Source organism: Sphingobium sp. SYK-6, from assembly GCF_000283515.1.
In the GTDB taxonomy this organism is placed as follows: domain Bacteria; phylum Pseudomonadota; class Alphaproteobacteria; order Sphingomonadales; family Sphingomonadaceae; genus Sphingobium; species Sphingobium lignivorans.
The window spans coordinates 2,598,687-2,622,613 of record NC_015976.1; the positions used below are offsets into that span (position 1 = coordinate 2,598,687).

Here is a 23,927-nt window from a genome sequence, read left to right on the forward strand (position 1 = left end):
CGACGCCTCTCGTCAGAAGCCGAAGTCCGGCCGGTCGGGTCGCTTGCCGGTAAGCCAGTCGTAGACCTCGACGACCTGCGCGGCCTTGCGTCCCCAACTGTAGAGCGCATCGATCCTCGCCCTGCCCCGTGCGGCCATCGCGGCGAGATCATGCTGCCCGGCCGCCATCTCCGCCAGCACCTGCGCCGCACGATCCCGCATGAGCTCCCGTGAGTCTATAGGCAGCCTGAAGCCCGTCTCGCCCGTTACGATCTCTGCAGGGCCGCCATAATCGGCGATGATCGGCACGAGCCCCAGCGCCATCGCCTCGATCACCGCGCCGCCACCGAATTCGCGCACGCTGGGGAACAGGAAAACGGACTTGTCCCGCGCGATCTCCGGCACTTTGCGATGTTCCACCCAGCCCGCGAAGGTGACGGCATCGGCCACGCCGAGCCGGGCGGCCAGCGCCTTGAGGTCGGCCATCATGGGGCCGTCGCCGATGATCGTGAGCCGAGCGGCGCCCGCCCGCAGCAGGTCCTGCGCCGCCTCGATCGCGACGTCCGGCCCCTTGTAGGGCACCAGCCGGCCGATGAAGCAGAGATCGAGCCGCGCGTAGCGGTCGGGCTGGCCATGGTCGGCGAAGCGCGCAGGATCGATCGCGTTTTCGGGGATATAGATGCACTTTCCGCGCGCGCCCTCTGGCAACTCCGAAGCGGTGTGCCGCGAGCCTGCGATGATCGCGGCCGACTGCCGCCACGTCCGCTTTATGCCGGGCATCGCCTTGTAGGCATTGCGGACATAAGACAGCCATTCCTTTTCCTGATGGCGCTCCCTGGTGAACGCACGCGGCCAGGGAATGCCGCCGTTCAGCGGACCGACGACGAACGGGACGCCGGCGCGGGCACAGCGGCCGGCAAGCAGGCTCGGCGCCGTGGGGCTGAGCGGCGTGATTCGGTGAACCACATCGAATTCGCCGACCCTGATCTGCTTGCCGAAGCGACGCCACACCATGCTCTCGAACAGCGGATAGAATAGGGACTGAAGCGCCGTCACCGTCGTCCACCCCTTGCCGGCCCCGCCGCGCAACTTGCCGATGATTGTCCAGAGCGGCTTCATGAGCGCTTCGGTATCAATAGCGGTGAAATCCCGGCCTTCGACGAGGCCGGCACGCTCGAAGGCGGCTTTGTTGCGAACCTGCGTCACGATATGGGCGTCCGCGACCGAGCGGATCGCATTTGCCAGCGACCAGCCGACCAGCGGCACGCTGACCCATTCCGGATTGGCCGCCTCGGCGATCAGCAGGACTCGATAGCGTGACGTCATCAGCGGGGAACTCCGTGCGGCCCGGGCCCTCAACAGGCCGACTCGCTCTCTCTATGGCACGGGATGGGAGGGCGCAAATCACGACTGAGATCGCCTCTCGCGCCGTAGCTGGCCCTTTGTCCAAGCGCGGTACAGGTCCCGTCTTGCCCGCTCAAAACGTCAGCCCGTGCCACAGGCCGGATGAGCCGTGGAACCAAATTTCCGCACCATTAACTGTGCCAATTCCGGCCGGTCCATGGTAGAATTTGGCTGGGCGCAGAGCACAATATCAATAGCTTGTTAACGTCCTCCGCTCTACTTCCGGTGTGGGGACGACGTCGATCCGGTAACGGACGACGCGATGAGGTTTGTCATGAACGAGCAGCCCCGCCAGTCGACCAATTCCAGCCTCGCTGCCGTGATCGCAGCCATAGTCGACCAGGACGGCTCCGCGGCTCACGGCTATTGCGCGCCCGCGGTGGCTGGAGAGCGCCATGCGTTCGTCCGCGACCTCGTCGACTTCGCCGACTTCGTCCATCTCGTCACGCTGCTCCATGGCCATGTGCCGGGCCTGGTCGATCATGCAGCCGCCCGGACGGTGGAAGTCTCGGCGCGCGGGTGGCTCATCAAGTCGATCGACGCGTTCGTGACCGAGCGGCAGTTCCTCAACCGGCTGAGCGTGGCGGTCGGACCGCTGCCAAGCACCGCCGGTCATAGCGAGACGAGCACCGTCGTCGCGCAGCAGCGGCACGCGATCGAGATGCTCGCACAATCCGACCGGCGGGGATGCGCCCTCGGAACAGCCGTGACGCTGACACTGGAATGGCACCCCATTCGCGCCATCCTCGATGCCGGTGCGGTTCGCCTCGGTATCGAGCCGTCGATCTGCACGGTGCCCAGCCGCGCGGAAACGCTGGCGCTACTGAACGATCTTCCCGACCCGGATCGCATCGCCCGGGCGGTGCAGTTCGGCGCGACACAGCTTGTCGGCCAGCATCGCGGCATGTGGGACCTGCTCCAGGCCCGCGCCGCCGTGCGCAAGATGCAGGACTGACAAACCGCCGACGACCCTTTAGGTGAGGCACCGGCGCGCCGCATCCGGCGGCGCGTGCCGGGTGGGAGCGCGTGCCGCGCAGGACTTCGATTCGATTCGATGCGGGCGGGCGCTACGCGCTTCGCGCGCATCCGCGCACGGTTGGAGGTCGCCCAGCCCGAGCGCGGACCGGCGGCATGGGTTTATGAGTTCCTGCTGTTCGGATGCGCGCGAAGGACTTGTCGTTACAGGTTCAGCAAAGCACGAATTTTCGCCTGAACCTCAACCAGCACACCCTGTGGCACCGCGCCTTTCCTGGAAGCGAGACGAGCCCGCCAGTCGAGACTCTTGATCTGATCGGCCAGCACCGCGCTTGGCGGAGTCTCGCTCACGACGACTTCGAACGGATATCCTTTTATCCTCGACGTCATCGGACAGCAGATCATCATCCCGCGCGCACGATTGTACGAAGCCGGCGACAGCACAACGGCCGGGCGATGGCCCGCTTGCTCATGGCCCGCCTGAGGGTCGAAATGAAGCCAGACAATATCGCCGAGCTCCGGAACATAAGCCCCCACTACCAGACTTCCTTGCCTGCCGGCGGACCAAAGTCGACTTCTTCCGGGAAGGTGTCAGGCGTCATGCCACTGAGCAGCGAGTCCAGGTCATAGGAAGGCGTGGAAACCGGCTCGATGATGATGCGTCCCTCTTCCTCGCGGACATCCACCTCCTGATCGATGCGCAGAGATGCCGATGCCATGATCGAGGCCGGGATTCTCACCGAGGCGCTATTGCCCCATTTCTTGACATGAACACGCATTGTCATTGCCCTTGATGTATCGACAATGATGATACGTGACTCGCGGGCAGAGTGTCAACAAATGTATCAACAGGGAATTGGCGCAAGGTTCTGAGTGGCAGCCCAGAGCGTCGTGACCAGCCCGTCTACGAAGGCGAACCGGATTGAGCAGTCCAGCAGACCACCCACTCAGTAAAGCAGATGCGCTGCCCTCGCCTGCGCCCAGGCGGCCTCGTCGGGCAGGGTCAGGGCGTCGAGATCGGCGGGGGTCGCAGCGGCATCGTCCACCCATTCGCGCAGCAGCGGCGAGCCATTGATCACGTCGATGGGCAACTTGCCAAGCTCATATTCGTAGGGGAAATCGCGCCAGAGGGGATAGTCCGGCAGCAGCTGCCGGATGGCTTTGAAGGCAAGCGCCTGCACGCGCCAGGGACGGAACGCATCATGGCGATAGGCAGGGCCCTCGGCATGGATATGGACGCCATTGCACAACGTGCCGACATGCTTGTGGAAGGTCGGCTCGAACCAGCAATCGCGCAGGATGCAGCCTTCCAGCCAGTGCGGCGCGAGCGCCCTCATGCGCGCGACCACGGCGCGGGCATCGATGTCCGGCGCGCCGAACAGTTCGAGCGGGCGCGTGGTCCCGCGCCCTTCCGAGAGCGTGGCGCCTTCCAGCATCACCGTGCCGGCGTAGCAGCGGGCCATGTTGAGATTGGGAGCATTGGGGCTGGGATTGACCCACAGCCGTCCGGACGGCCAGCCGAAGCCGGGCGCGGCATCCGGGTCATAGCCTTCCATCGCGATCACGCGATAGTCCAGGTCCAACCCGAAGTGATCGACGAACCAGTGGCCCAGTTCCCCCATGGTGAGGCCGTGGCGCATCGGCATCGGCCCCGCGCCGACGAAGCTCTCCCACCCGGCCCGCAGAGTCAGCCCCTCCACCGGACGCCCGGCGGGATTGGGGCGGTCCAGCACCCAGACCGCCTTGCCGAGCGGCGCTGCCGCTTCCAGCAGGTAAAGCAGGGTGGTGACAAAGGTGTAGATCCGGCAGCCCAGATCCTGAAGATCGACAAGGAAGATATCCGCGCTGTCCATCATCGCACGTGTCGGCCGGCGCACCTCCCCGTAGAGGCTGAACACCGGCACGCCATGGACCGGATCCTCATAATCCGGGGATTCCACCATATTGTCCTGCTTGTCGCCGCGCAGGCCGTGCTGCGGCCCCATGGCGGCGGCCAGCGTCACGTCGCCGCAGGCCGACAAGGCATCGAGCGCATGCGTGAGATCGGCTGTCACGGATGCGGGATGCGCCAGCAGGCAGACGCGCTTGCCGGCAAGGGGCCGGCGCAGGGCGGGATCGGCGAGAAGGCGGTCGAGACCGGTCTGGAAGCTCATGCGCTGCCCAGTGGCGGAAGCGCGAGCGCGAAGCAATCGCGATGATGAAAATCGGGCTTGCCCGGCGGATGCGCGAGCGCCCAGTAGCTGAGCCGCCCGCCCCGCTCCTCGATCACCGCCGAAATGCCGATCCTGCCGGTGCCGTCCCACGGCAGGCAATCCTCGCACAGGCGCGCCGTCATCACGAGCCGCTCCGTGCCGGCGGACATCGCGATTTCCGGCGCCGGCAAGTCGATGCGCGTCATGCCGGTGCGGTAATGATCGAAATGATAAGCGGCGAAAGCACCCGAGGGCGACAGGTTCAGCTCCGCATAGGCATCGCCCGGGCGAGCGAAGAACAATTCGAAGCAGGTCGTCTTCCACAGACCATCGCTATGCACCGGCGGCGCTGCCGGCGGCAGGCTGACCAGGGACGGATCGCCAGCCGCGATGAAGCTGATCTCCCACCCGAAATCCGCCGTCCGTGCGATCCGCGCGCCCAGCGCCACAATGGCCGCGCAGGGCGTCGCGGGATGGCATTGCAGGGCCCGCTCGGCCAAAATGCTACTCATGGTCCGGTTCCCATGCTAAGCGCGCCACCGTTTTCCTGACGGGCCGCCGCGAGAGAAGAAAATGGCAAGCTACAAGTCCGACCTGCTCAACCTGCTCGAAGAGCGGGGCTATATCCACCAGATCACCGATGCAAGCGGGCTCGACGCGCTTGCCTCCACGCAGGTCGTCCCGGGCTATATCGGCTTCGATCCCACCGCGCCCTCGCTGCATGTCGGCTCCATGGTGCAGATCATGCTCCTGCGCCGGCTGCAGCAGACCGGCCACAAGCCCATCGTGCTGATGGGTGGCGGCACGGGCAAGGTCGGCGACCCGAGCTTCAAGGACGAGGCACGCAAGCTGATGACCGTCGAGACGATCAACAGCAACATCGCCTCGATCAAGACGGTCTTCGAGAACTTCCTGACCTTCGGCGACGGGCCGACCGATGCCATCATGGTCGACAATGCGCAGTGGCTCGACGCGCTCGAATATCTGCCGTTCCTGCGCGATTACGGCCAGCATTTCTCGGTCAACCGGATGCTCAGCTTCGACTCGGTGAAGCTGAGGCTCGACCGCGAACAGTCGCTGAGCTTCCTAGAATTCAACTACATGATCCTCCAGGCCTATGACTTCCTGGAGCTCTCCCGTCGCGCCGGCTGCCGCCTGCAGATGGGCGGGTCGGACCAGTGGGGCAACATCGTCAACGGCATCGAGCTCTCGCGCCGCGTCGACGGCACCGAAGTCTATGGCGTCACCACGCCGCTCATCACCACGGCCGACGGCGGCAAGATGGGCAAGACGATGGCCGGCGCGGTCTGGCTGAACGAGGCGATGCTGCCGCATTTCGATTACTGGCAGTTCTGGCGGAACACGGACGATCGCGATGTCGGCCGCTTCCTGCGCCTGTTCACCGATCTCCCGCTCGATGAGATCGCGCGGCTCGAAGCGCTGGAGGGCGCGGAGATCAACGAGGCCAAGAAAATCCTCGCCAACGAGGCGACGGCGCTTTGCCGGGGCCGGGACGCAGCCGAGGGCGCCGCCGAGACGGCCCGGCTCACGTTCGAGGCAGGCGCGGCGGCGGCCGCCACCGACCTCCCCACGATCCAGGTATCCGGCGACAGCATCGGACTCGTCGCGGCCCTGACCGAGACCGGCCTTGCCGCGTCCAATGGCGAGGCGCGGCGCAAGATCGCCGAGGGCGCGGTGCGCGTGGATGACCAGCCGATCCGCGACGCCGCCCATCAGGTCGCGGTGGGCGAGGCGCCCGTCAAGCTGAGCCTGGGCAAGAAGCGCCACGCCCTGCTGACGCGCTGAGAGCCAACCGCGTCGCGCTCATCGTTTACGGCGCGCTAGGGATGATGATTGACCTCCGGTTCACGGATGGGGCGGACAATGGTCGGTCCTGAGCCGGAGGAATGTCGATGTCGCTTCCCTCAACCGAATATGAGCCCCGGCGCGCCGTTCGCGAGACCATCGCCTGCCCCGCGCGCATCTGGGGCCTCACGCTGCCGCCGAGCGACGTGGTCGTGGTCAATCTCTCCGCGAACGGATGCATGCTGCAGTCCGACATGCCGGCGTCGATCGGCGAGAGCCTGACGCTTGAGCTGCCGGACCTCGGCAGCCTGCGCGGCGTGGTCATATGGTCGACCGGCGCGCGCATCGGCCTCGAGTTCGAGGCCCTGATCCCGCAGGATGCCTATCTGGGCTTTCTTGAAAGACACCACGACGGGAGCGAGGGGTAAGCCCCTATTCTACCAAGAAAATGACAAAACGTCCGCACATATGACGGACGAGCTCATCTCAACCCATAAGTCGCAAGGAGAGAGAGAATGACCCAGGAGGCCCCTCGGATCGCACCGGACATGCCGCGCCAGCGTCGGGAGACGGCGCGCGATCTTGTCGATTTCCCCACCAGCATCGAACGAGGCGATACGCGGCTGGACGTCCGGCTGATCGATGTCTCGGCCCGGGGTTTCCATGCCCGTTGCAGCGACGCCCGCTTCGTCCGCGGGGAAGCGGTGAGCGTCTGGCTGCCCCAATGCGGCCTCGTCCAGGCGCGCGTGATGTGGGGATTGCGCGGCTGCTTCGGCGCCCAGTTCATGGTGCCGATCGATGCCCGGACCTATCCCGACATACTGGCGACGCTGCGCGGGCCTGCGCCTGCGAACAAGGCGCAAGGCGCGCTCCCGGACTGATCGATTTCGGGGCCGGCACGACCGCCCGCAATGCCGGTCCAGCACGGCGCTGCTGTCTGGAAGTTCACGAAGATGACGACCCGTCCGTCTCATCTTCCGCTCCCCGTGCGCTTTGCGGTGGACCGACGCGGCGGACGCCGGCGCCTGCTCCGGCAAGGCTGGACGGTCTCGCCGGATGATGGAAGGTCTCCAATGAACAAGAGCCGCGCATTGCCCTGTCTCCTTCGATGCGAAGAGGCGTTCGGCAGGGCTGCCACGGCGGAGGGGATGTAGGACAGGGAAAAACGAGGCTGAGGGGGGGGGAACCACCTCACGGCATACTTATCCCGGATGGCCAGCTCCTTCGGTGCCTTTGCCCCCTCCTGCACAGGCGGAGCCCCCTGGGGGGCGATGGCGTTGCCCCCTCTCCCAACCCTCTCCCCTGAAGGGGAGAGGGCTCTAATCCCTCCGTTGGGTCAGCCGCTCGAGAGGAGCGCGATGGCCGCGTCGCGCTCGAACAGGTAGAGGCAGGTGCGCGCAGCCTGCCCGCGCTCGGAATCGAGGCCTCCGTCCCGGTCCATCAGCAGTCGCGCATCGTCATGGGCGGCCGGCAGCAGGGCCTGGATCTGCTCCGGCGTGGCAAGGCGGAAGCGCTGCTCGCCGGACTGGCGCGTGCCGAGCAGCTCGCCCGCCCCGCGCAGGCGCAGGTCCTCCTCCGCGATGCGAAAGCCATCGCCGGTCTCGCGCATGAGGGACAGGCGGGCGCGCGCGGTTTCGGAGAGAGTCTGGCCATGCAGCAGCATGCAGAAGCTGCGCTGGTCGCCCCGGCCGACGCGCCCGCGAAGCTGGTGAAGCTGCGCGAGGCCGAAGCGCTCGGCGGCCTCGATGACCATCAAGGTCGCATTGGGCACGTCCACCCCGACCTCGATCACCGTGGTCGCGACGAGAAGGCTCAGCCTGCCCGACGCGAATGCCTCCATGACGGCATCCTTCTCCGCGCCCGGCATGCGGCCATGGACGACGCCGACCTTGTCCGCCCCGAACCGGGCCCTGAGCCCCGCCGCGCGCACCTCGGCCGCAGCTTCGTCGCCATCCTCGCTCTGCTCGACCAGCGGGCAGACCCAATAGGCCTGCCGCCCGGCATCGACATGCCGCCCGACCGCGGAGACGACCTCGTCGATGCGCGCATCCGAAATGACCCGCGTGTCGATCTGCTGCCGGCCCGGCGGCATCTCGTCCAGCCGCGAGACGTCCATGTCGCCATATTGCGTGAGAGTGAGCGTGCGGGGAATGGGCGTGGCGGTCATCACGAGGAGATGCGGCGTGCGCTCCGCCTTGGCAGTGAGCATGAGGCGCTGGGAGACGCCGAAGCGATGCTGCTCGTCGATGACGGTGAGGACGAGGTTACGATAGGTCACGGCCTCCTGGAAGATGGCGTGCGTGCCAACGAGGATGTGGATGCTGCCGTCCGCCAGCCCCATCAGCGTTGATTCGCGGGCCTTGCCCTTGTCCCGCCCGGTAAGCAGCGCGACATTCACCGGCAGGCCGGCGAGCATGGACTGGAGGCTCGCAAAATGCTGGCGCGCGAGAATCTCCGTCGGCGCGAGGAAAGCCGCCTGCCCGGACGCCTCCACCGCATTCAGAAGGGCCATGAGCGCGACAAGCGTCTTGCCCGATCCCACATCGCCCTGCAGCAGCCGCAGCATCGGGACGGGCTGGGCCATGTCCCCCTCAATCTCCGCGAAGGCGCGCCGCTGCGCACCGGTGGGCGAGAAGGGCAGCGCAAGCTTGTCCCGCAGGCGACGATCGCCGGCAACGGGCACGCCGCGCCGCCGCCGCGTCGAGGCCCGCAGCAGCATCAGGGCGAGCTGGCTGGCGAAGATCTCATCATAGGCAAGGCGTGTCCGCGCAGCCTGCGCGGCGGGATCATGATGCGCCGCCGCGAGCGCCTCGTGCCAGGCGGGCCATTGCTTGCGGGCGCGCAGCCCCGGCTCGATCCATTCCGGCAGCTGCGGCGCGCGGGCGAGCGCCTGCACCACCAGCTCGCGCATCCGCCCATTGGTGATGCCTTCGGACAGGCCGTAGACCGGCTCGCGATCAGCAATGCCGGCGGCTTCCTCGGGCGGCACGACATGATCGGGATGGACGATCTGCAGTTCATCGCCGAACCGGTCCAGCCGGCCGGAAACGAAGCGCGGCTCGCCGAGCGGAAAGAGCTTGCGCGGCCAGCCGGAATTCTTGCCGAAATAGACGATGCTCACCACATCGCCCGCCGCATCGACCGCGCGGATGCGGAACGGCGCACGCGCCGAGCCCGATGCGCGATAATCCTGGGCCGTGAGCACGACGCCCACCATGCGGCCGGTTTCCGCATCGGCGAGGCGATGGACGCGCTGCCGCTCGATCCAGCTCACGGGCAGATGGAAGGCGAGATCCACCGCGCGCGTGAGGCCGAGGCGCTCCAGCGGCCGGGCGAGCACATTCCCCACGCCCTTGAGGGCAGTGCTTTCCGTGAACAGCGGATTGAGAATATCGGGTCGCATGACTATGTGCGCCCTAGTCCAAGCCGACGGGACAGGAAAGCGCCCGCCGGCCTGCAAGCATGGCGGCCGGAACGGCGGCGGGCGGTAAGGGAGCCGTAAATGACTGACGAGAGCCGCCTGCGCAGGATGAAATTTCGCGCATGGCACCGGGGCACCAAGGAAGCCGACCTGATGATCGGCGGGTTCTTCGACACCCATGCCGCCGGCTGGAACAGCGACCAGATCGACTGGTTCGAGCAGATTCTCGAGGAAGATGACGTGGACATCATGGCCTGGGCGCTGGGAACCCTGCCCTGCCCTCCCGAGTTCGAAGGGTCGATGATGCAGGCCATGCGGGCACTCGACTATATCCCCATCGCAAAGTGACGACCGCGCCGCTGCCCGAATCCTCGCTGCGACCGCCCCCGGGCAGAAGCGCACGCGCGTGCCCGGCCGGCGGGCGCAAGCGCCACTCTCACCCGTCCCCGCAGGGGCATCAAGACCTGACATATGACTGACATCCAACGCATCCTTTCCGCCCGGGCGCCGCTCACCCTGTCCGGCGTCCCCAACGGCTTCCTGCCGGTGCTCCTCGCCGACCTCGCACGCGCGGCGAAGGGGCGGCTGTGCTTCATCGCACCCGACGCGCAGGCGATGGACGCCATCGAGCAGAGCGTGGGCTATTTCGCGCCGGAAATGGCCGTGGTGCGCATCCCGGCATGGGATTGCCTGCCTTATGACCGCGCCTCGCCCTCGCTGCGCGCCGCATCGGAAAGGCTGGCGGGACTGCAGGCGCTCCAGGCGCCGCTGAAAGGCCCACAGCTCGTCCTCACCACGATCAGCGCCATCACCCAGAAGACGCTGACGCCGTTCCGCATCCGCCAGATGGTGGCGCGGCTGGCGCCGGGCGAGCGCATCGCCATCGACCGGCTGGTCGCGCTGCTCCAGTCCAACGGCTATGTCCGCACCGACACCGTCCATGACGCGGGCGAATATGCGGTGCGCGGCGGCATCGTCGATCTCTTCCCCTCCGGCGAACCCGGCCCGCTGCGGCTCGACTTCTTCGGCGACGAGATCGAAACGCTGCGCCGCTTCGATCCTTCCACCCAGCGGACGATCGAGGCGGTGCCCGGCTTCATGCTGCTGCCGGCCTCCGAAGCGCTGCTGGACGAGGAAAGCATCAAGCGCTTCCGCAGCCGCTATCGCGAGATGTTCGGCGCCACGGCGACGGGCGACCCGCTCTATCAGGCCGTGAGCGACGGCCGCCGCCTCGCGGGCATGGAACACTGGCTGCCGCTGTTCGAGGAACGGCTGGTGCCGCTCTTCGAGCATCTCGCGGACGACACGCTCTGGCTGCGAGACGGCGGCGTTGCCAGTGCGGCGGACGCGCGGTTCGAGGCAATCCGCGATTATCATGCCAATCGGGTGAGCGCCGCCGGGGCGTCGCCGGGCAGCTACCGGCCGCTCCCGCCCGAGCAGCTCTATCTGGCCGGCGAGCAATGGGCGGACGCCATCACCGCTCTGCCGATCCATGCCACGTCATCCTTCCACGAACCGGAAAGTGCCAGCGTCCTCGACTTCGCGGTGGACAGCGCACGGGATTTCGCGCCCGAACGCGCACAGAACGCGAATGTCTACGAGGCCGTGGGACGGCATCTCGAACAGGCCGGGCGCAAAGGGCGCAAGCGCATCATCGCCAGCTATTCGGCCGGCGCGCGCGAGCGGCTGGCGGGCCTGCTCGCCGACCATGGCGTCAAGCGGCTGACGATAGTCGACAGCTGGCAGGAAGCGCAGGGCACGGCTGCCGGCGGCGCGGTGGCGCTCGCCGTGCTGCCGCTCGACCACGGCTTCGCCACCGCCGAGCTGGAAGTGCTGACCGAGCAGGACATGCTGGGCGACCGGCTGGTGCGCAGGGCCAAGCGCCGCAAGAGCGCCGATGCCTTCCTCGCCGAGCTGGCGACGCTCTCGCCGGGCGATCTCGTTGTCCATGCCGACCATGGCATCGGGCGCTACGAGGGCCTGACGAGCATCCCGGTCGGCAAGGAACCGCACGACTGCGTCGAGCTCCATTACGCGGGCGGTGACAAGCTCTACGTTCCGGTCGAGAATCTGGACGTGCTTTCCCGCTACGGATCGGGCGAGGAAGGTGTCTCGCTCGACAAGCTCGGCGGCGAGGCATGGCAGCGGCGCAAGGCGCGGATGAAGGAGCGCATCCGCGAGATCGCGGGTGAATTGCTGGCTACCGCCGCGCAGCGCGCATTGCGGCCCGCGCCCGTGTTCGAGCGGGAAAGCGCCGGCTACCCGGCCTTCGTCGATCGCTTCCCCTATGAAGAGACCGAGGATCAGGACCGGGCGATCGCCGATGTGCTGGAGGACCTGGCGGCGGGCAGGCCGATGGACCGGCTGGTGTGCGGCGATGTCGGCTTCGGCAAGACGGAAGTGGCGCTGCGCGCCGCGTTCGTGACGGCGATGGCGGGATCGCAGGTCGCGCTCATCTGCCCGACCACGCTGCTGGCGCGGCAGCATCATCTGAACTTCGAGGAGCGCTTCCGGGGCTTCCCCCTGAAGATCGGCCGGCTCTCGCGGCTCGTGGGCGCCAACGAGACCAAGGCGACGAAGGAAGGCCTCGCCGACGGATCGATCGACATCGTGATCGGCACTCATGCGCTGCTGGCCAAGGGGCTGACCTTCAAGCGGCTCGGGCTGGTCATCGTGGACGAGGAACAGCGCTTCGGCGTTACCCACAAGGAGCGGCTCAAGCAGCTCAAGGCGGACGTCCATGTGCTGACCCTGACGGCCACGCCGATCCCGCGCACGCTGCAGATGGCGATGAGCGGCCTGCGCGAGCTGAGCGTGATCCAGACGCCGCCGGTCGACCGGCTCGCGGTGCGCACCTACGTCATGCCATGGGATGACGTGGTGCTGCGCGAGGCCCTGCTGCGCGAGCATTATCGCGGCGGGCAGACCTATTTCGTGGTGCCGCGCATCTCCGATATGGCGGACATGGAAGACTTCCTGCGCGAGAAAGTGCCCGAGGTGCGCTTCATCTCCGCGCATGGGCAGATGTCCGCCAGCGAAGTCGAAGAGCGCATGTCTGCCTTCTACGAGCGCCGGTATGACGTGCTGCTCTCCACCACCATCGTGGAAAGCGGCCTCGACATCCCCAGCGCGAACACGATCATCATCCACCGCGCGGACCGGTTCGGCCTCGCCCAGCTCTATCAGCTGCGTGGCCGCGTGGGCCGGTCCAAGACGCGCGCTTATGCCTATATGACGACACCCGCCGACCGGGTGATGACCGAGACGGCGGACAAGCGGCTCAAGGTCCTCTCCGACCTCGACACGCTGGGCGCGGGCTTCCAGCTCGCCAGCCACGATCTCGACATTCGCGGCGCAGGCAATCTGGTGGGGGACGAACAATCCGGCCACATCAAGGAAGTCGGCTTCGAACTCTACCAGTCAATGCTGGAAGACGCGATCATGGAGGCCAAGGCGCAGGGCGCGAAGATGCCCCTCGCCCGGCAGGACTGGTCGCCCCAGATCAATGTCGAGGCGCCGATCCTGCTGCCCGAGGACTATGTGCCGGACCTCGACCTGCGCATGGGACTCTATCGCCGCATCAACGAGCTGGAGGACAAGGCCGAGATCGAGGCGTTCGCCGCCGAGCTCATCGATCGCTTCGGCCCGCTGCCGGACCCGACCCGCAATCTGCTCACATTGATCGAGGTGAAGCTCAATTGCCGCACCGCCGGCATCTCCCGCATGGACATCGGCCCGCGCGGCGCGCTGGTCTCGTTCCACAACGACCAGTGCCCTAATCTCGCCGGCCTGCTGGGCTATGTGCAGAAGATCGGCCAGATCGCGAAGCTCCGCCCGGACAGCAAGCTCGTCATCCAGCGGGCATGGGGCGATCCCAAGGCGCGCCTCAACGGGGCGCTGAAGCTCAGCCAGGGGCTGGCGAAGGCGATCGGCTGAGCAGTGGAGGGAGGATGGGCGCGATGATCTCCATGCCGGACATGCTCCCGTGATCGGCGCGATCGCGCTGCTCTGCCTGTGCCAGCTCGCGGGCGAGATCATCCATCGGCTGAGCGGCCTGCCCCTGCCCGGCCCGGTGATCGGCATGGTGCTGCTGCTCGTCTGGTTCGCCCTGATGCCGCGCGAGCGCCCGACGCTCAGCGCCGTCACGGGATGGCTCACTGCGCATCTCTCGATCATGTTCGTGCCGGCCGCGGTGGGCCTGGTCGAGCAAGGGCCGCTTCTCGCCCGCTACGGGCCCGCACTGGTCGTCGCGACAATGATCTCCACGCTGCTCACCCTCATCGTGGCGGTCACGGTCTTCCGCCTCGCCGCGCGGCGCATTCCGGCGGAGGACGAGGCCCCATGAGCGCCATCCTCGCGATCCCGATCTTCTGGCTCGTCGCCACGCTCATCATCTTCGAAGGCGCCGACATCCTCTCGCGGCGCAGCGGGCGGCATCCGCTCTGCCACCCCGTGCTGCTCGCGACTCCGGCGCTCATCGGCCTGCTGCTGGCGACCGGGACGCCTTATCCCGCCTATCGGGAATCCACTGCCCTGCTGAACTTCCTGCTCGGCCCGGCGGTGGTGGGCCTTGCCGTGCCGATCTGGCAACAGCGGCGCCTGATCCGGCGGCTCGCGAAGCCACTGGCCCTGGCGCTGCTCGCGGGCGCTGCGACGGCCATCACCAGCGTGGTGGGCATCCTGTGGCTGTTCGGAGCGCCATCGGAAATCCTCGCCTCCGCCGCGCCGCGCGCGACGACGACGCCGGTCGCGATCGAGATGGCGGCGCAGCTTGGCGGCGTGCCGGCCCTGGCGACCGCCATCGTCCTGTGTTCGGGCATCCTGGGTGCGATGATCGCAACGCCGATATTCGATGCGCTGAAGATCTCCGACTTCCGGGCGCGCGGCTTTTCGGTCGGCATTTCCGCGCATGGACTCGGGGCAGCGCGCGCCTTTCAGGTCAATTCCACGGCCGGCGCGTTCGCCAGCCTGGGCATGGCCCTGAACGCCGTCGCGACCTGCGTGATGCTGTCACTCATCGCCTTACTGGTCTGAACGCCTTGTTCCTGCGGCCCAAGGCTTTAAGAGCGGGCCCGTGAGCAATACCATCATCATCGGCAACGACCCTGCCGGCGCGCCGGTGCGCATCGACATCGAGGAACTGCTGGCGACCCGGCTGCTCGTGCAGGGCAATAGCGGCTCGGGCAAATCCCACCTGCTGCGGCGATTGCTGGAGCAGAGCGCCGCGCTCGTCCAGCAGGTGGTGATCGACCCGGAAGGCGATTTCGTCACGCTGGCCGCCCCTTTCGGGCATGTCGTGATCGACGGCGCGGCTTATGGCAGTGCCGAACTCGCTGAGCTGGCCGCGCGGATTCGCCGCCACCGCGCCTCGGTCGTGCTGGCGCTCGACGGGCTCGACCTGGAAGCGCAGATGCGCTGCGCGGCGCAGTTCCTCTCCGCGATGTTCGACGCGCCGCGCGACCAGTGGTTTCCCGCGCTCGTCGTGGTCGATGAAGCGCAGATGTTCGCGCCGGCCGCGGCCGGGGACGTGAGCGACGAGGCGCGCCGGCTTTCGCTGGCGGCCATGACCAACCTCATGTGCCGGGGCCGCAAGCGCGGGCTGGCCGGCGTCATCGCGACGCAGCGCCTCGCCAAGCTCGCCAAGAATGTCGCGGCCGAGGCCTCGAACTTCCTGATGGGGCGGACATTCCTGGACATCGACATGCTGCGCGCGGCGGACCTGCTCGGCATGGAGCGGCGGCAGGCCGAGCAGATCCGCGACCTGGAGCGCGGCCACTTCCTGGCGCTGGGCCCGGCCATCACCCGCCGCCCAATCTCCGCGCGGATCGGCCCGGCGCAGACGGCGCCGCGCACATCGATCAGCGGGCTCATCCCGCCGCCCGAGGCGCCGGCGCAGGACATGTTCGCGCTTCTCCACGCCGATCTGCAGGACGACACGCCGCCGCCCAACCGGCCCGCGCCGCCGCCACCGGAGAAGCTCGACAGCCTGATCGACCGCATATCATCGCCGCAGGCGCCGGACCTGCCCGCCGGCGCGCCGTCTGCCCCGGCCCCCGCCGAGACGCTCTCGAGGGAAGAGATGGACGCGGCGCTGGACGACATCCTTGCCGAGATGATCCAGGACGATGAAGCGCCCTATCGACCCGCGGCCGTGACTTATCAGGATTTCACCGTCCGCTGCCGCATGCTGCGCCTTCCCGCCAACAGCCTGAGCCTCGCCGGGTTCCGCCGCCGCTTCGCGATGGCGCTCGGCGGCTTCAACGTCTCGGGGGAGCAGAGCGAGGCAGAACAGGCGGTGCTCGACCTTGCCCGGGCCGTGCCGGACGATCTGCTGGCTCCCTTCCTGTGCATCGCGCGCGCCGCGATCGACCAGCAAAGCTGCCCCAACGACGAGCAGCTCGCCCATATCTACGGCACCCGCAGCCCCGGCCGCGTCCGCCGGATGCTGGAGCATCTCGAGAAAAGCGGGTTCATCGTGTTGCGGACCGACTTCGGCGGGCGCCGCTCGGTCGGCCTTCCCGGCCTCAACCTTTCCACCGCGCCGCAGGAGGCATGAGAGCGATGCTGGCCGATCCGGCGGCCCTGCTGCGAAGCGTCTTCGGGTTCGAGGGCTTCCGGGGCGTGCAGGCGCAGGTCGTCGAGCGCGTGCTGGCCGGCAACGCGACTCTGGCCATCATGCCCACCGGGGCAGGCAAGTCGCTCTGCTACCAGTTGCCGGCGGTGGCACTGCCGGGCTGCTGCGTGGTGATCTCGCCACTCATCGCCCTGATGCACGACCAGCTCCGCTCCGCCCGCGCGCTGGGCATTCGCGCCGCCAGCCTCACCTCGGTGGACAGCGACTGGCGCGAGACGCAGGAGCGGCTGCGCGCGGGCGATCTGGACCTGCTCTATGTCGCGCCCGAGCGCGCCTCTGGCACGGGCTTCCGCACCCTGCTGGAAAGCGCGCGCATCAGCCTGTTCGCCATCGACGAAGCGCATTGCGTCTCCGAATGGGGGCATGACTTCCGCCCGGACTATCGCCTGCTGCGGCCGCTGCTCGATGCTTTCCCGGACGTGCCGCGCCTCGCGCTCACCGCCACGGCGGACCGGCATACGCGCGAGGACATTCTCGCGCAGCTCGGCATCCCGCCCGAGGGCCTCATCATTTCCGGGTTCGACCGGCCCAATATCCGCTACGCCGTCCAGCCGCGCGACGGGCTGCAGCGCCAGCTCCAGGACGTGCTGGCGGCCAACAGCGGACCGGGCATCATCTATGCGCCGACCCGCGCCGCGACCGAACAGCTCGCGCAGGGACTGGCCCGGGGCGGACGCACGGTGCTGCCTTATCATGCCGGGCTCTCCAGCGAGGTTCGCGCCGCCAACCAGTCCGCCTTCCTCGCCAGCGAGGACATGGTGATGGTGGCCACGGTCGCGTTCGGCATGGGGATCGACAAGCCGGACGTGCGCTTCGTCGTCCATGCCGGCCTACCCAAGTCCATCGAGAGCTATTATCAGGAAAGCGGCCGCGCGGGCCGCGACGGGGAGCCCGCCATCGCGCTGCTGCTGTGGGGCGCGGAGGACTTCGTCCGGGCCCGCCAGCGGATCGCGGAAGTGGAGCCCGCCCGGCAATCAGGCGAGCGCGCCCGCATCGCCTCGCTTGGCGCGCTGGTCGAGACGGCAGGGTGCCGCCGCGCGGTCCTGCTGCGGCATTTCGGCGAGACGCCGCCGCCGCAGTGCGGCAACTGCGACAATTGCCTGGAGCCGCCCGCATGCATGGACGTGACGGAAACCGCCCAGAAGCTGCTCTCCGCCGTCCACCGCACGGGCCAGTCCTTCGGCCTGGGTCATCTCGAAGCCGTGCTCACCGGCAAGAGCAACGAGCGCATCGTCCAGCGCGGGCATGACGGCCTCTCGGTGTTCGGCATCGTCGGGCAGGAGGAAGCGCCGCTGCTCAAGCCGGTGGCCCGCGCCCTGCAGGTGCTCGACGCGCTCACGACCAATGACCATGGCGGGCTCGCCTTCGGCCCGGCCGCGCGCGATTATCTGCGCGGCGAGGAGAAAGTAAGCCTCGTCCTGCAACCGGCGAAATCCCGTGGCCGCAAGCGCGCCTCGGGCGGGCAGGACGTGAACGACCCCATTTTCGAGGCCCTGCGCGCCTGCCGGCGGGATCTGGCGAAGGAGGCCGGCGTCCCGCCCTATGTGATCTTCCACGACAGCACCCTGCACGAGATGGCACGCATCCGGCCGAAATCATTGCGGGACATGGGCCTGGTCAGCGGCGTAGGCGAGCGCAAGCTGGACGCCTATGGCGCAGCCTTCCTCGAGGCGATCCGCCGCTTCGGCTGAGCCGGGCGACCAACCGGCGCGTCCTTCGCGCGCATTGCCAGGCCTTAACCAATAATTTGCCGACGCCCCCCTATGTGCCGTGATCCCTTTCGATGTGGTGGGAACACGGATGAGGAAGACGATCGCACCCGGCGAGGTGAGGATGGGCATGAAGGTTCTCGGTTTCGAGGGCTCCTGGCTGCATCATCCCTTCTGGAAGAAGAACTTCCGCATCGATGATCCGGAAACGCTCCGCAAGGTGCAGGAAAGCGACGTTTCCGGCGTGGTCATCGAGATCGATATCGAGGACATCGCCGTGCCTGTGACAGCGCCCCGCCAGGCCCCTGCCCCGGCCAGCGCGCGTCCCCCGCGCCGGACGGAGGCGTTCGTGCCTGTCGCCCGCAGCGAGGCCCCGATCAATCAGGATCTGGAGCGCGCAAAAGCCGTGATGCAGCGCGCGCGGCGGATCATGTTCCGCGTCTTCGAGGAAGGACGCCTTGGCCGCGCGGTCAGGGGATCGGACGTCTCGGGACTGGTCGAGGAGATATCGGACGCCGTGATGCGCAACCCTGCCGCGATGCTGCACGTGGCGCGGATGAAGTCCAAGACCGAATATACCTACATGCATTCGGTCGCGGTGTGCACGCTGATGATCAACTTCGCCCGGACGCTCGACCTGCCCGAAGACAGCCATCGCAAGATCGGGATGGCGGGACTGTTGCATGACCTCGGCAAGGTCACCATGCCCATCGAGATCCTCAATAAGACCGGCCCCCTGACCGACGCCGAATTCGAGCAGATGAAGATGCACACCCTGAACGGGCGGGATCTCATCGCGGAAAGCACGGACATCCCGGAGATCGCGCTGGACGTCTGCGCGCACCATCACGAGAAGATGGATGGAACCGGCTATCCCTTCGGCCGGCAGGGCGCGCAGCTCAGCCTGCATGCCCGGATGGGCGCCATTTGCGACGTCTACGACGCGCTGACCTCCGATCGCCTCTACAAGCCGAGCTGGACGCCGCAACAGGCCCTCGCCGCCATGCAGGCGTGGGACGGGCATTTCGATGACCGGCTCTACTTCCAGTTTCTCCGTTCCGTCGGCATCTTTCCGCCCGGCATGCTGGTCGAACTCCGCTCGCAGCGGCTCGCGATGATCCTGCCGGGGGGGCGGCGCAACTCGCGGCCGCGCGCGCGCGCCTTCTACGACTTGCGGCAGCGGGATTTCATCGAGCCCGTCGATGTCCAGCTCGACGACAGCCTGCGGCACGATCAGGTCCTCCGGGAAGCGAGCCCGCTTACCCATGGCCTGCCGGACTGGGACCTGTTGAAGGCCGCGTTGCTGGGCGGCCGGGATCCAAGGCCAATGGTCGACAGGGCGGCCTGATCGGCGCGGGTGCCGGGCGCTCAGGGAAGGCGCGCGACCACTTCCCAGGCATAGCCCCGGAACAGCGCGCGCGCCTCCAGGCTGGCACCCTGCGCCGCCGCCACGCGCCGCGCTTCCTCGAAGAGATCCGCGCGCGGCGTGACGTGGAACCGATCGAGCCAGCCGCGCAGGGCCGAGCGGAACCAGCCCGGCAGCGCTTCCTGCTGGCCGAAATCCACGATGTGCAGCGATCCGCGCGGTTCGAGAAGCGTGATCGCCTGCGCCAGCGCCGCCTTCCAACCAGGGATCATCGACAAGGCGTAGCTGATATAGATGCGATCGAAGCCCGCTTCCCCGAACAGCGCCTGCGGATCGAACCGGGTGGCGTCAGCACGGGCCAGCAACGTCCGGCCATCAGCCCCGGCCCGGGCGAGATTCGCCTCCGCTGACTTCAGCATCTCAGCGGAGATATCGAGTCCGAACAGGCGGGCCTGGGGATAGCGCCGGGCGACGAGGGCAAGGTTCCTGCCGGTTCCCACCCCGATCTCCAGCACGCAGCCACCCGGCGGGACCGCCAGTCCACGGATGAGGCCGTCCCGGCCCAGCAGATAATATTTGCGCGTCAGGTCATAGAGATGCCGCTGCAGCGCATATTGCGCATCCATGGCGCGGGCATGATCCTCGCTGCCCGCGTCCATCCCCCGGCTGCCGGTCATCGCTCAGCCTTCCAGCGAATAGAGATGCACACCGCCATAGATGGACGAGCGATCCGCGCGCGTGAAGTCCAGCGATTCCGCCGCGTGATAGGTCCAGCGGTCGAGCAAGGCGGGCGAAAGGCGGCCGGGCAGCAGGCTGGGCTCGGCCGCGGTGCGGAAGAGCACACGGGCACCGGGCCGCGCGCAGCGGGTGATCTGCGTCCACAGCGCATCGAGCTGGGCATTGCTCATCCAGTCCTGCGCATCGAGCAGGACGTAGCGGTCGACGCTCTGGTCGGCCTGGGTCGCGAGCCAGTCGGTCATGTTGGCATGGCGGATGTCGACGCGGCCGGTGCGGCTGCGCACGGCGTCATAATGCCGTTCCTCCAGATATGGCGGCAAAGGCGCATCCTGATGGCGGCCATAAGCGCGGCCGAACGCCTGCCAGGCGAAATAGTTCGACTTGAGGTCATGGTCGCAGGCGAGTTTCTCCAGCCGCCGGCGCAGCACCGCCGCCATCTTCTCGTCCCCGGCGAGCGACTCATACTGGGCAGGCGGAATGCCGAGCCCGAACAGCGACGCGGGCTGGTCCGTCAGCCAGCGGACGAACTTCCGGTTGAACACCGGCGCGAGCTTCTCCTCGAAGATCCGCCGCTGCTCCTCCATGTTCCGCGCTTCGAGCAGGACGCGCGGATCGATGCGGTAAAGCTTCGCCACCAGATGCGCCGCGCCGATGAAGCCGCCGAGCAGCCCGCGCTTGTACGCGCCGCAGCGGAACATGCCGATGCGCCGGCGCCCGACCAGATCCCGCCCTTCCCAGTAGCGGCGCGAGGTCTCGTCGAGATAGGGGCGGATATAGGTCCGGTAGGCCGCGATGTTCGCGGCGCTGTCCGCATCGCCAAAGAAACGGCGGAAATGGGCGTAGTCAGGCAGGCTGACCGCCGCGACCTGCTTCAGGCGGTTGAGCGCGATATGCGCGGTGTTGAGATCGACCGCCGTGATCCGCGCGGGATTGGCGGTCAGATAGGAAAGGACGTTGCAGCCGCCGCTGGCGATGGTGACGACATGGCTCTGCGGCGTGATTGCCAGCGCCTCGATATCGACCACGGGGTCTTCCCAGATCTGGGCATAGACAAGGCCCCGGAACGCGAAGGCAAAGGCGCGCTCCAGCAGCCCTTCCCGGCTGAGCGCCTCGTGATTCACGACCGCCCGATCGATCACATGTCCCATGCCTTGCTCCACGTTTGACCCGTCTGGCCGGCCGCTAGCCTGCGCCGGTGTCGGGTTCGTGACGGTCCGATTGCAGATCGGTGACAGCCATCGCCCTCGCCGGATGGCGGCCCCATTGATACAAGGGCAGTCGATGGATCCGATGGTCTCCGATCTCGAACGTGCCTGGTATGCGCTGGAGTGGATCATCCGCATCGGCGCCCTGGCGATCGTGCCGCTGCGGCGCACGCCGGCCGCCGCGCGGGCCTGGCTGCTGCTGATCTTCTTCCTGCCCTTGCCGGGGCTGCTGCTGTTCCTCGCCATCGGCAGCCCGCGCTTCCCCGCCTGGCGGCGGGAGCGCTTCGCCGCTCTCACCCCCTTCCTGGCGCGGATCGCCGAGCGGCTGCGCACGCATGCGCCGGCACCGGGCGCCAGCGCGCCCGTCGCTGCGCTGGCCGAGACGCTGGGCCACATGCCGGCGACCGGCGGCAATCTGGTTGAGCTGATCGACGACTATGACGGGGTCATCGACCGGCTGATCGCCGACATCGACGGCGCGCGCAGGAGCGTCCACCTGCTTGTCTACATCTTCGCGGACGACGCGGTCGGCCGCAGGATCGCGGACGCGCTGGGCCGCGCCGTGCTGCGCGGGCTGGATGTACGCGTGCTGTTCGATCCGGTCGGCTCGCTGGCATGGCGGCGTGGCACGCAGAAGATGCTCCGGACGCGCGGCGTACGGGTCTGCGAGACGCTGCCGCTGCGTCTGCTGCGCGCCCGGACGCGGCGCGACATGCGCAATCACCGCAAGCTCTTCGTCATCGACGGGGAGATCGGCTATGCCGGCTCGCAGAACATCGTCGCCCGGGATTTCCGCCCCGGCGTCGTCAATCGCGAACTGGTGGCGCGGGTGCGGGGTCCGGTCGTCGCCAGCATGGACGCCATCGTGCGCGCGGACTGGAGCCTTGAATCGGGCGAACCCGCGGCGGCGCCCGAGGACCTGCCCGCGCCGGCAGGCGACGCCATCGTGCAGCTGCTCCCGAGCGGCGCGGACTATCCGCTTGCCGGGTTCGAGACCCTGCTGGTCTGGCAGCTCCACGAGGCACGGGAACGGGCCATCATCGTGACGCCCTACTTCATTCCTGACGAAAGCGTGCTGAACGCGATGATCTCGGCCGTGGCGCGAGGCGTGAGAGTGGACCTGATCGTCTCCGGCGTCATCGACCAGCGACTCGTCCATCTCTCCCAGAGTTCCTTCTACGACGAGCTGCTGGTCGCCGGAATCCACATCCACCTGTTCAACCGCTACCTGCTGCACGCCAAGAATGTCTCGATCGACCGCCAACTCGCCATTGTCGGATCAAGCAATGTCGACCTGCGCTCCTTCCAGCTCAATCAGGAAGCGAGCCTGCTTTTCCACGACGCGGAGTCGATCACCGCGGTTGCCGAGATCCAGCAGGATTATCTCGACAACAGCACGCCGCTGAAACTGGAAGTCTGGCGCAGCCGCTCGCGCCTGCGCCGGCCCGCCGAGAACATCGCGCGCATGATGAACTCACTGCTTTGATAGTACAGGCTATTCCCCGTTTTCCGATGAAGACTGTGCCGTCCCCAAACATCGCGGATGCAGAATGGTTTACAAATCATTAACCTTTATTTAGATTGCCGCCTGCTTCCTTCACCCGGAACCAGCCTCAAACGGTGGAGCTGCGGACGAACAGCGCGGACTGGATGGAGCATCAGATACCACGCAGCCCGTGGGAATCGAGCAGGATATTCGCCGGACGCAGCAGGGTCGTGGGCTGCATATGCGCAAGCGAATGTCCGTTGAGAGGAGCCGACCATCATAGGTCGGTATGTGGGAGACTATCATCATGAAGCGTTCAATCGCTGCGGCAGCCTGCGTGCTCGCCGCCTTTACGGCTGTCTCGGCCAATGCAGAGGTGATTTCGCTGAACTTCGCCGGCCTGGACGGCGACGCGCAGGAACTGGTTCTCGATTATTACAATGGCGGCACCGGCAGCCTCGGCTCCGGCCCCGGCACCAATTACGGCATCAGCTTTTCCGACAATGCCATCGCCTGCTCCGTGCAGCCCGGCGGCAGCTGCAACTCGGGCGGCCTGCCCACCGGCGGCAACCTGCTGTTCTTCCTGACCGGCGACGCGTCGACCATGAATGTTTCCGGCGGGTTCGATACCGGTTTCTCATTCTATTACAGCGCGATCAACAATCCCGCGTTCGTGAGCGTGTGGAGCGGCCTCGATGGGACCGGCGACCTGCTGGCGACCATCAACCTCGCGACCACGCCGAGCGATCCGGGCTCGGCTGCCTGCGCCGGTGGCGGATTCTGCCCGTTCGTCCCGATCGGCGTGGCCTTCGAGGGTATCGCGATGTCGGTGGACTTCGGCGGTTCGGCCAATCAGGTCGCTTTCGCCGCGATCACGCTGAACTCCGACGTGCCGGGACCGGCACCGGCCGTGCCGGAACCGGCGACCTGGGCAATGATGATCGGTGGCATGGGCCTCGTCGGCGCCTCGATGCGCCGTCGCCGCGTCAAGGTCGCTTTCGCAGCCTGATCG

At 67.3% G+C, this 23,927-nt stretch carries 21 protein-coding genes; 13 read left to right on the forward strand and 8 right to left on the reverse strand.

From position 1 onward, the window contains the following. Positions 1-12: 12 nt before the first annotated feature. Complete coding sequence (locus SLG_RS11980) at positions 13-1,305, reverse strand: glycosyltransferase family 4 protein (protein ID WP_014076736.1); 1,293 nt, start codon at positions 1,303-1,305, stop codon at positions 13-15. 352 nt (positions 1,306-1,657) lie between these two features. On the opposite strand from SLG_RS11980, the gene SLG_RS11985 reads away from it, so the two are divergent. After that, positions 1,658-2,338: a DUF6975 family protein gene (locus SLG_RS11985; protein ID WP_041391976.1), complete on the forward strand. Its 681-nt coding sequence runs from the start codon at positions 1,658-1,660 to the stop codon at positions 2,336-2,338. Positions 2,339-2,562: 224 nt separating this feature from the next. On the opposite strand, the gene mazF is transcribed toward SLG_RS11985, so the two are convergent. From mazF to SLG_RS12005, 4 genes are all read right to left on the reverse strand, one after another. After that, positions 2,563-2,895 (reverse strand): endoribonuclease MazF, encoded by a 333-nt coding sequence (gene mazF, locus SLG_RS11990; RefSeq protein WP_014076738.1) that lies wholly within the window; start codon positions 2,893-2,895, stop codon positions 2,563-2,565. After that, a complete protein-coding gene (locus tag SLG_RS11995; protein ID WP_014076739.1) occupies positions 2,895-3,143 on the reverse strand; it encodes an AbrB/MazE/SpoVT family DNA-binding domain-containing protein in 249 nt (82 codons plus the stop codon). The genes mazF and SLG_RS11995 overlap by 1 nt, the downstream gene beginning before the upstream one ends. Positions 3,144-3,305: 162 nt before the next feature. Further along, on the reverse strand, positions 3,306-4,511 hold the full coding sequence (locus tag SLG_RS12000) for an exo-beta-N-acetylmuramidase NamZ family protein (protein ID WP_014076740.1): 1,206 nt from the start codon (positions 4,509-4,511) through the stop codon (positions 3,306-3,308). Beyond that, positions 4,508-5,062 (reverse strand): DOMON-like domain-containing protein, encoded by a 555-nt coding sequence (locus SLG_RS12005; protein ID WP_014076741.1) that lies wholly within the window; start codon positions 5,060-5,062, stop codon positions 4,508-4,510. Before SLG_RS12005 ends, SLG_RS12000 begins: the two co-directional genes overlap by 4 nt. A 61-nt stretch (positions 5,063-5,123) precedes the next feature. On the opposite strand from SLG_RS12005, the gene tyrS reads away from it, so the two are divergent. From tyrS to SLG_RS12020, 3 genes are all read left to right on the forward strand, one after another. Then, complete coding sequence (gene tyrS / locus SLG_RS12010; protein ID WP_014076742.1) at positions 5,124-6,356, forward strand: tyrosine--tRNA ligase; 1,233 nt, start codon at positions 5,124-5,126, stop codon at positions 6,354-6,356. A 107-nt stretch (positions 6,357-6,463) separates the two neighbouring features. Next, positions 6,464-6,784: a PilZ domain-containing protein gene (locus tag SLG_RS12015; protein ID WP_014076743.1), complete on the forward strand. Its 321-nt coding sequence runs from the start codon at positions 6,464-6,466 to the stop codon at positions 6,782-6,784. A gap of 87 nt (positions 6,785-6,871) precedes the next feature. Next, positions 6,872-7,237, forward strand: coding sequence for a PilZ domain-containing protein (locus SLG_RS12020; RefSeq protein WP_014076744.1), 366 nt, complete (start codon positions 6,872-6,874; stop codon positions 7,235-7,237). A gap of 455 nt (positions 7,238-7,692) precedes the next feature. On the opposite strand, the gene recG is transcribed toward SLG_RS12020, so the two are convergent. Continuing rightward, the gene (gene recG, locus SLG_RS12025) at positions 7,693-9,759 is read right to left on the reverse strand and encodes an ATP-dependent DNA helicase RecG (protein WP_014076746.1); all 2,067 of its coding nucleotides are present in this window, start codon (positions 9,757-9,759) and stop codon (positions 7,693-7,695) included. Positions 9,760-9,858: 99 nt separating this feature from the next. On the opposite strand from recG, the gene SLG_RS12030 reads away from it, so the two are divergent. The 7 genes from SLG_RS12030 to SLG_RS12060 all read left to right on the forward strand — a co-directional run bounded on the left by SLG_RS12030 (position 9,859) and on the right by SLG_RS12060 (position 19,468). Then, positions 9,859-10,125, forward strand: coding sequence for an FAD assembly factor SdhE (locus SLG_RS12030; protein WP_014076747.1), 267 nt, complete (start codon positions 9,859-9,861; stop codon positions 10,123-10,125). 123 nt (positions 10,126-10,248) lie between these two features. After that, positions 10,249-13,713, forward strand: coding sequence for a transcription-repair coupling factor (gene mfd, locus SLG_RS12035; protein ID WP_014076748.1), 3,465 nt, complete (start codon positions 10,249-10,251; stop codon positions 13,711-13,713). Positions 13,714-13,762: 49 nt separating this feature from the next. After that, positions 13,763-14,122, forward strand: coding sequence for a CidA/LrgA family protein (locus SLG_RS12040; protein ID WP_014076749.1), 360 nt, complete (start codon positions 13,763-13,765; stop codon positions 14,120-14,122). Beyond that, positions 14,119-14,811 carry an LrgB family protein gene (locus SLG_RS12045; protein WP_014076750.1) on the forward strand — a complete coding sequence of 231 codons (693 nt, stop codon included), beginning with the start codon at positions 14,119-14,121 and terminating at the stop codon, positions 14,809-14,811. Before SLG_RS12040 ends, SLG_RS12045 begins: the two co-directional genes overlap by 4 nt. 40 nt (positions 14,812-14,851) lie before the next feature. Beyond that, on the forward strand, positions 14,852-16,333 hold the full coding sequence (locus SLG_RS12050) for an ATP-binding protein (protein WP_014076751.1): 1,482 nt from the start codon (positions 14,852-14,854) through the stop codon (positions 16,331-16,333). A 5-nt stretch (positions 16,334-16,338) separates the two neighbouring features. Then, on the forward strand, positions 16,339-18,102 hold the full coding sequence (gene recQ / locus SLG_RS12055) for a DNA helicase RecQ (protein ID WP_014076752.1): 1,764 nt from the start codon (positions 16,339-16,341) through the stop codon (positions 18,100-18,102). Between the two features lie 109 nt (positions 18,103-18,211). Beyond that, complete coding sequence (locus SLG_RS12060) at positions 18,212-19,468, forward strand: HD-GYP domain-containing protein (protein WP_014076753.1); 1,257 nt, start codon at positions 18,212-18,214, stop codon at positions 19,466-19,468. Positions 19,469-19,488: 20 nt separating this feature from the next. Here SLG_RS12060 and SLG_RS12065 read toward each other — a convergent pair whose 3' ends face one another. Beyond that, positions 19,489-20,163 (reverse strand): class I SAM-dependent methyltransferase, encoded by a 675-nt coding sequence (locus tag SLG_RS12065; protein ID WP_014076754.1) that lies wholly within the window; start codon positions 20,161-20,163, stop codon positions 19,489-19,491. A gap of 3 nt (positions 20,164-20,166) precedes the next feature. After that, complete coding sequence (locus SLG_RS12070) at positions 20,167-21,372, reverse strand: DUF3419 family protein (RefSeq protein WP_014076755.1); 1,206 nt, start codon at positions 21,370-21,372, stop codon at positions 20,167-20,169. A gap of 133 nt (positions 21,373-21,505) precedes the next feature. On the opposite strand from SLG_RS12070, the gene SLG_RS12075 reads away from it, so the two are divergent. Next, positions 21,506-22,915 carry a phospholipase D-like domain-containing protein gene (locus tag SLG_RS12075; protein WP_014076756.1) on the forward strand — a complete coding sequence of 470 codons (1,410 nt, stop codon included), beginning with the start codon at positions 21,506-21,508 and terminating at the stop codon, positions 22,913-22,915. Between the two features lie 307 nt (positions 22,916-23,222). Further along, positions 23,223-23,924 (forward strand): PEPxxWA-CTERM sorting domain-containing protein, encoded by a 702-nt coding sequence (locus SLG_RS22200; RefSeq protein ID WP_231848669.1) that lies wholly within the window; start codon positions 23,223-23,225, stop codon positions 23,922-23,924. Positions 23,925-23,927 lie beyond the last annotated feature (3 nt).

Excerpts from the sequence above, each read along its gene's own strand:
- SLG_RS11980 (WP_014076736.1), bottom strand. The coding sequence starts at position 1,305 with ATGACGTCACGCTATCGAGTCCTGCTGATCGCCGAGGCGGCCAATCCG.
- SLG_RS11985 (WP_041391976.1), top strand. The coding sequence starts at position 1,658 with ATGAACGAGCAGCCCCGCCAGTCGACCAATTCCAGCCTCGCTGCCGTG.
- SLG_RS11995 (WP_014076739.1), bottom strand. The coding sequence starts at position 3,143 with ATGACAATGCGTGTTCATGTCAAGAAATGGGGCAATAGCGCCTCGGTG.
- SLG_RS12000 (WP_014076740.1), bottom strand. The coding sequence starts at position 4,511 with ATGAGCTTCCAGACCGGTCTCGACCGCCTTCTCGCCGATCCCGCCCTG.
- SLG_RS12005 (WP_014076741.1), bottom strand. The coding sequence starts at position 5,062 with ATGAGTAGCATTTTGGCCGAGCGGGCCCTGCAATGCCATCCCGCGACG.
- tyrS (WP_014076742.1), top strand. The coding sequence starts at position 5,124 with ATGGCAAGCTACAAGTCCGACCTGCTCAACCTGCTCGAAGAGCGGGGC.
- SLG_RS12015 (WP_014076743.1), top strand. The coding sequence starts at position 6,464 with ATGTCGCTTCCCTCAACCGAATATGAGCCCCGGCGCGCCGTTCGCGAG.
- SLG_RS12020 (WP_014076744.1), top strand. The coding sequence starts at position 6,872 with ATGACCCAGGAGGCCCCTCGGATCGCACCGGACATGCCGCGCCAGCGT.
- recG (WP_014076746.1), bottom strand. The coding sequence starts at position 9,759 with ATGCGACCCGATATTCTCAATCCGCTGTTCACGGAAAGCACTGCCCTC.
- SLG_RS12030 (WP_014076747.1), top strand. The coding sequence starts at position 9,859 with ATGACTGACGAGAGCCGCCTGCGCAGGATGAAATTTCGCGCATGGCAC.
- mfd (WP_014076748.1), top strand. The coding sequence starts at position 10,249 with ATGACTGACATCCAACGCATCCTTTCCGCCCGGGCGCCGCTCACCCTG.
- SLG_RS12045 (WP_014076750.1), top strand. The coding sequence starts at position 14,119 with ATGAGCGCCATCCTCGCGATCCCGATCTTCTGGCTCGTCGCCACGCTC.
- recQ (WP_014076752.1), top strand. The coding sequence starts at position 16,339 with ATGCTGGCCGATCCGGCGGCCCTGCTGCGAAGCGTCTTCGGGTTCGAG.
- SLG_RS12060 (WP_014076753.1), top strand. The coding sequence starts at position 18,212 with ATGAGGAAGACGATCGCACCCGGCGAGGTGAGGATGGGCATGAAGGTT.
- SLG_RS12065 (WP_014076754.1), bottom strand. The coding sequence starts at position 20,163 with ATGACCGGCAGCCGGGGGATGGACGCGGGCAGCGAGGATCATGCCCGC.
- SLG_RS12070 (WP_014076755.1), bottom strand. The coding sequence starts at position 21,372 with ATGGGACATGTGATCGATCGGGCGGTCGTGAATCACGAGGCGCTCAGC.
- SLG_RS12075 (WP_014076756.1), top strand. The coding sequence starts at position 21,506 with ATGGATCCGATGGTCTCCGATCTCGAACGTGCCTGGTATGCGCTGGAG.
- SLG_RS22200 (WP_231848669.1), top strand. The coding sequence starts at position 23,223 with ATGAAGCGTTCAATCGCTGCGGCAGCCTGCGTGCTCGCCGCCTTTACG.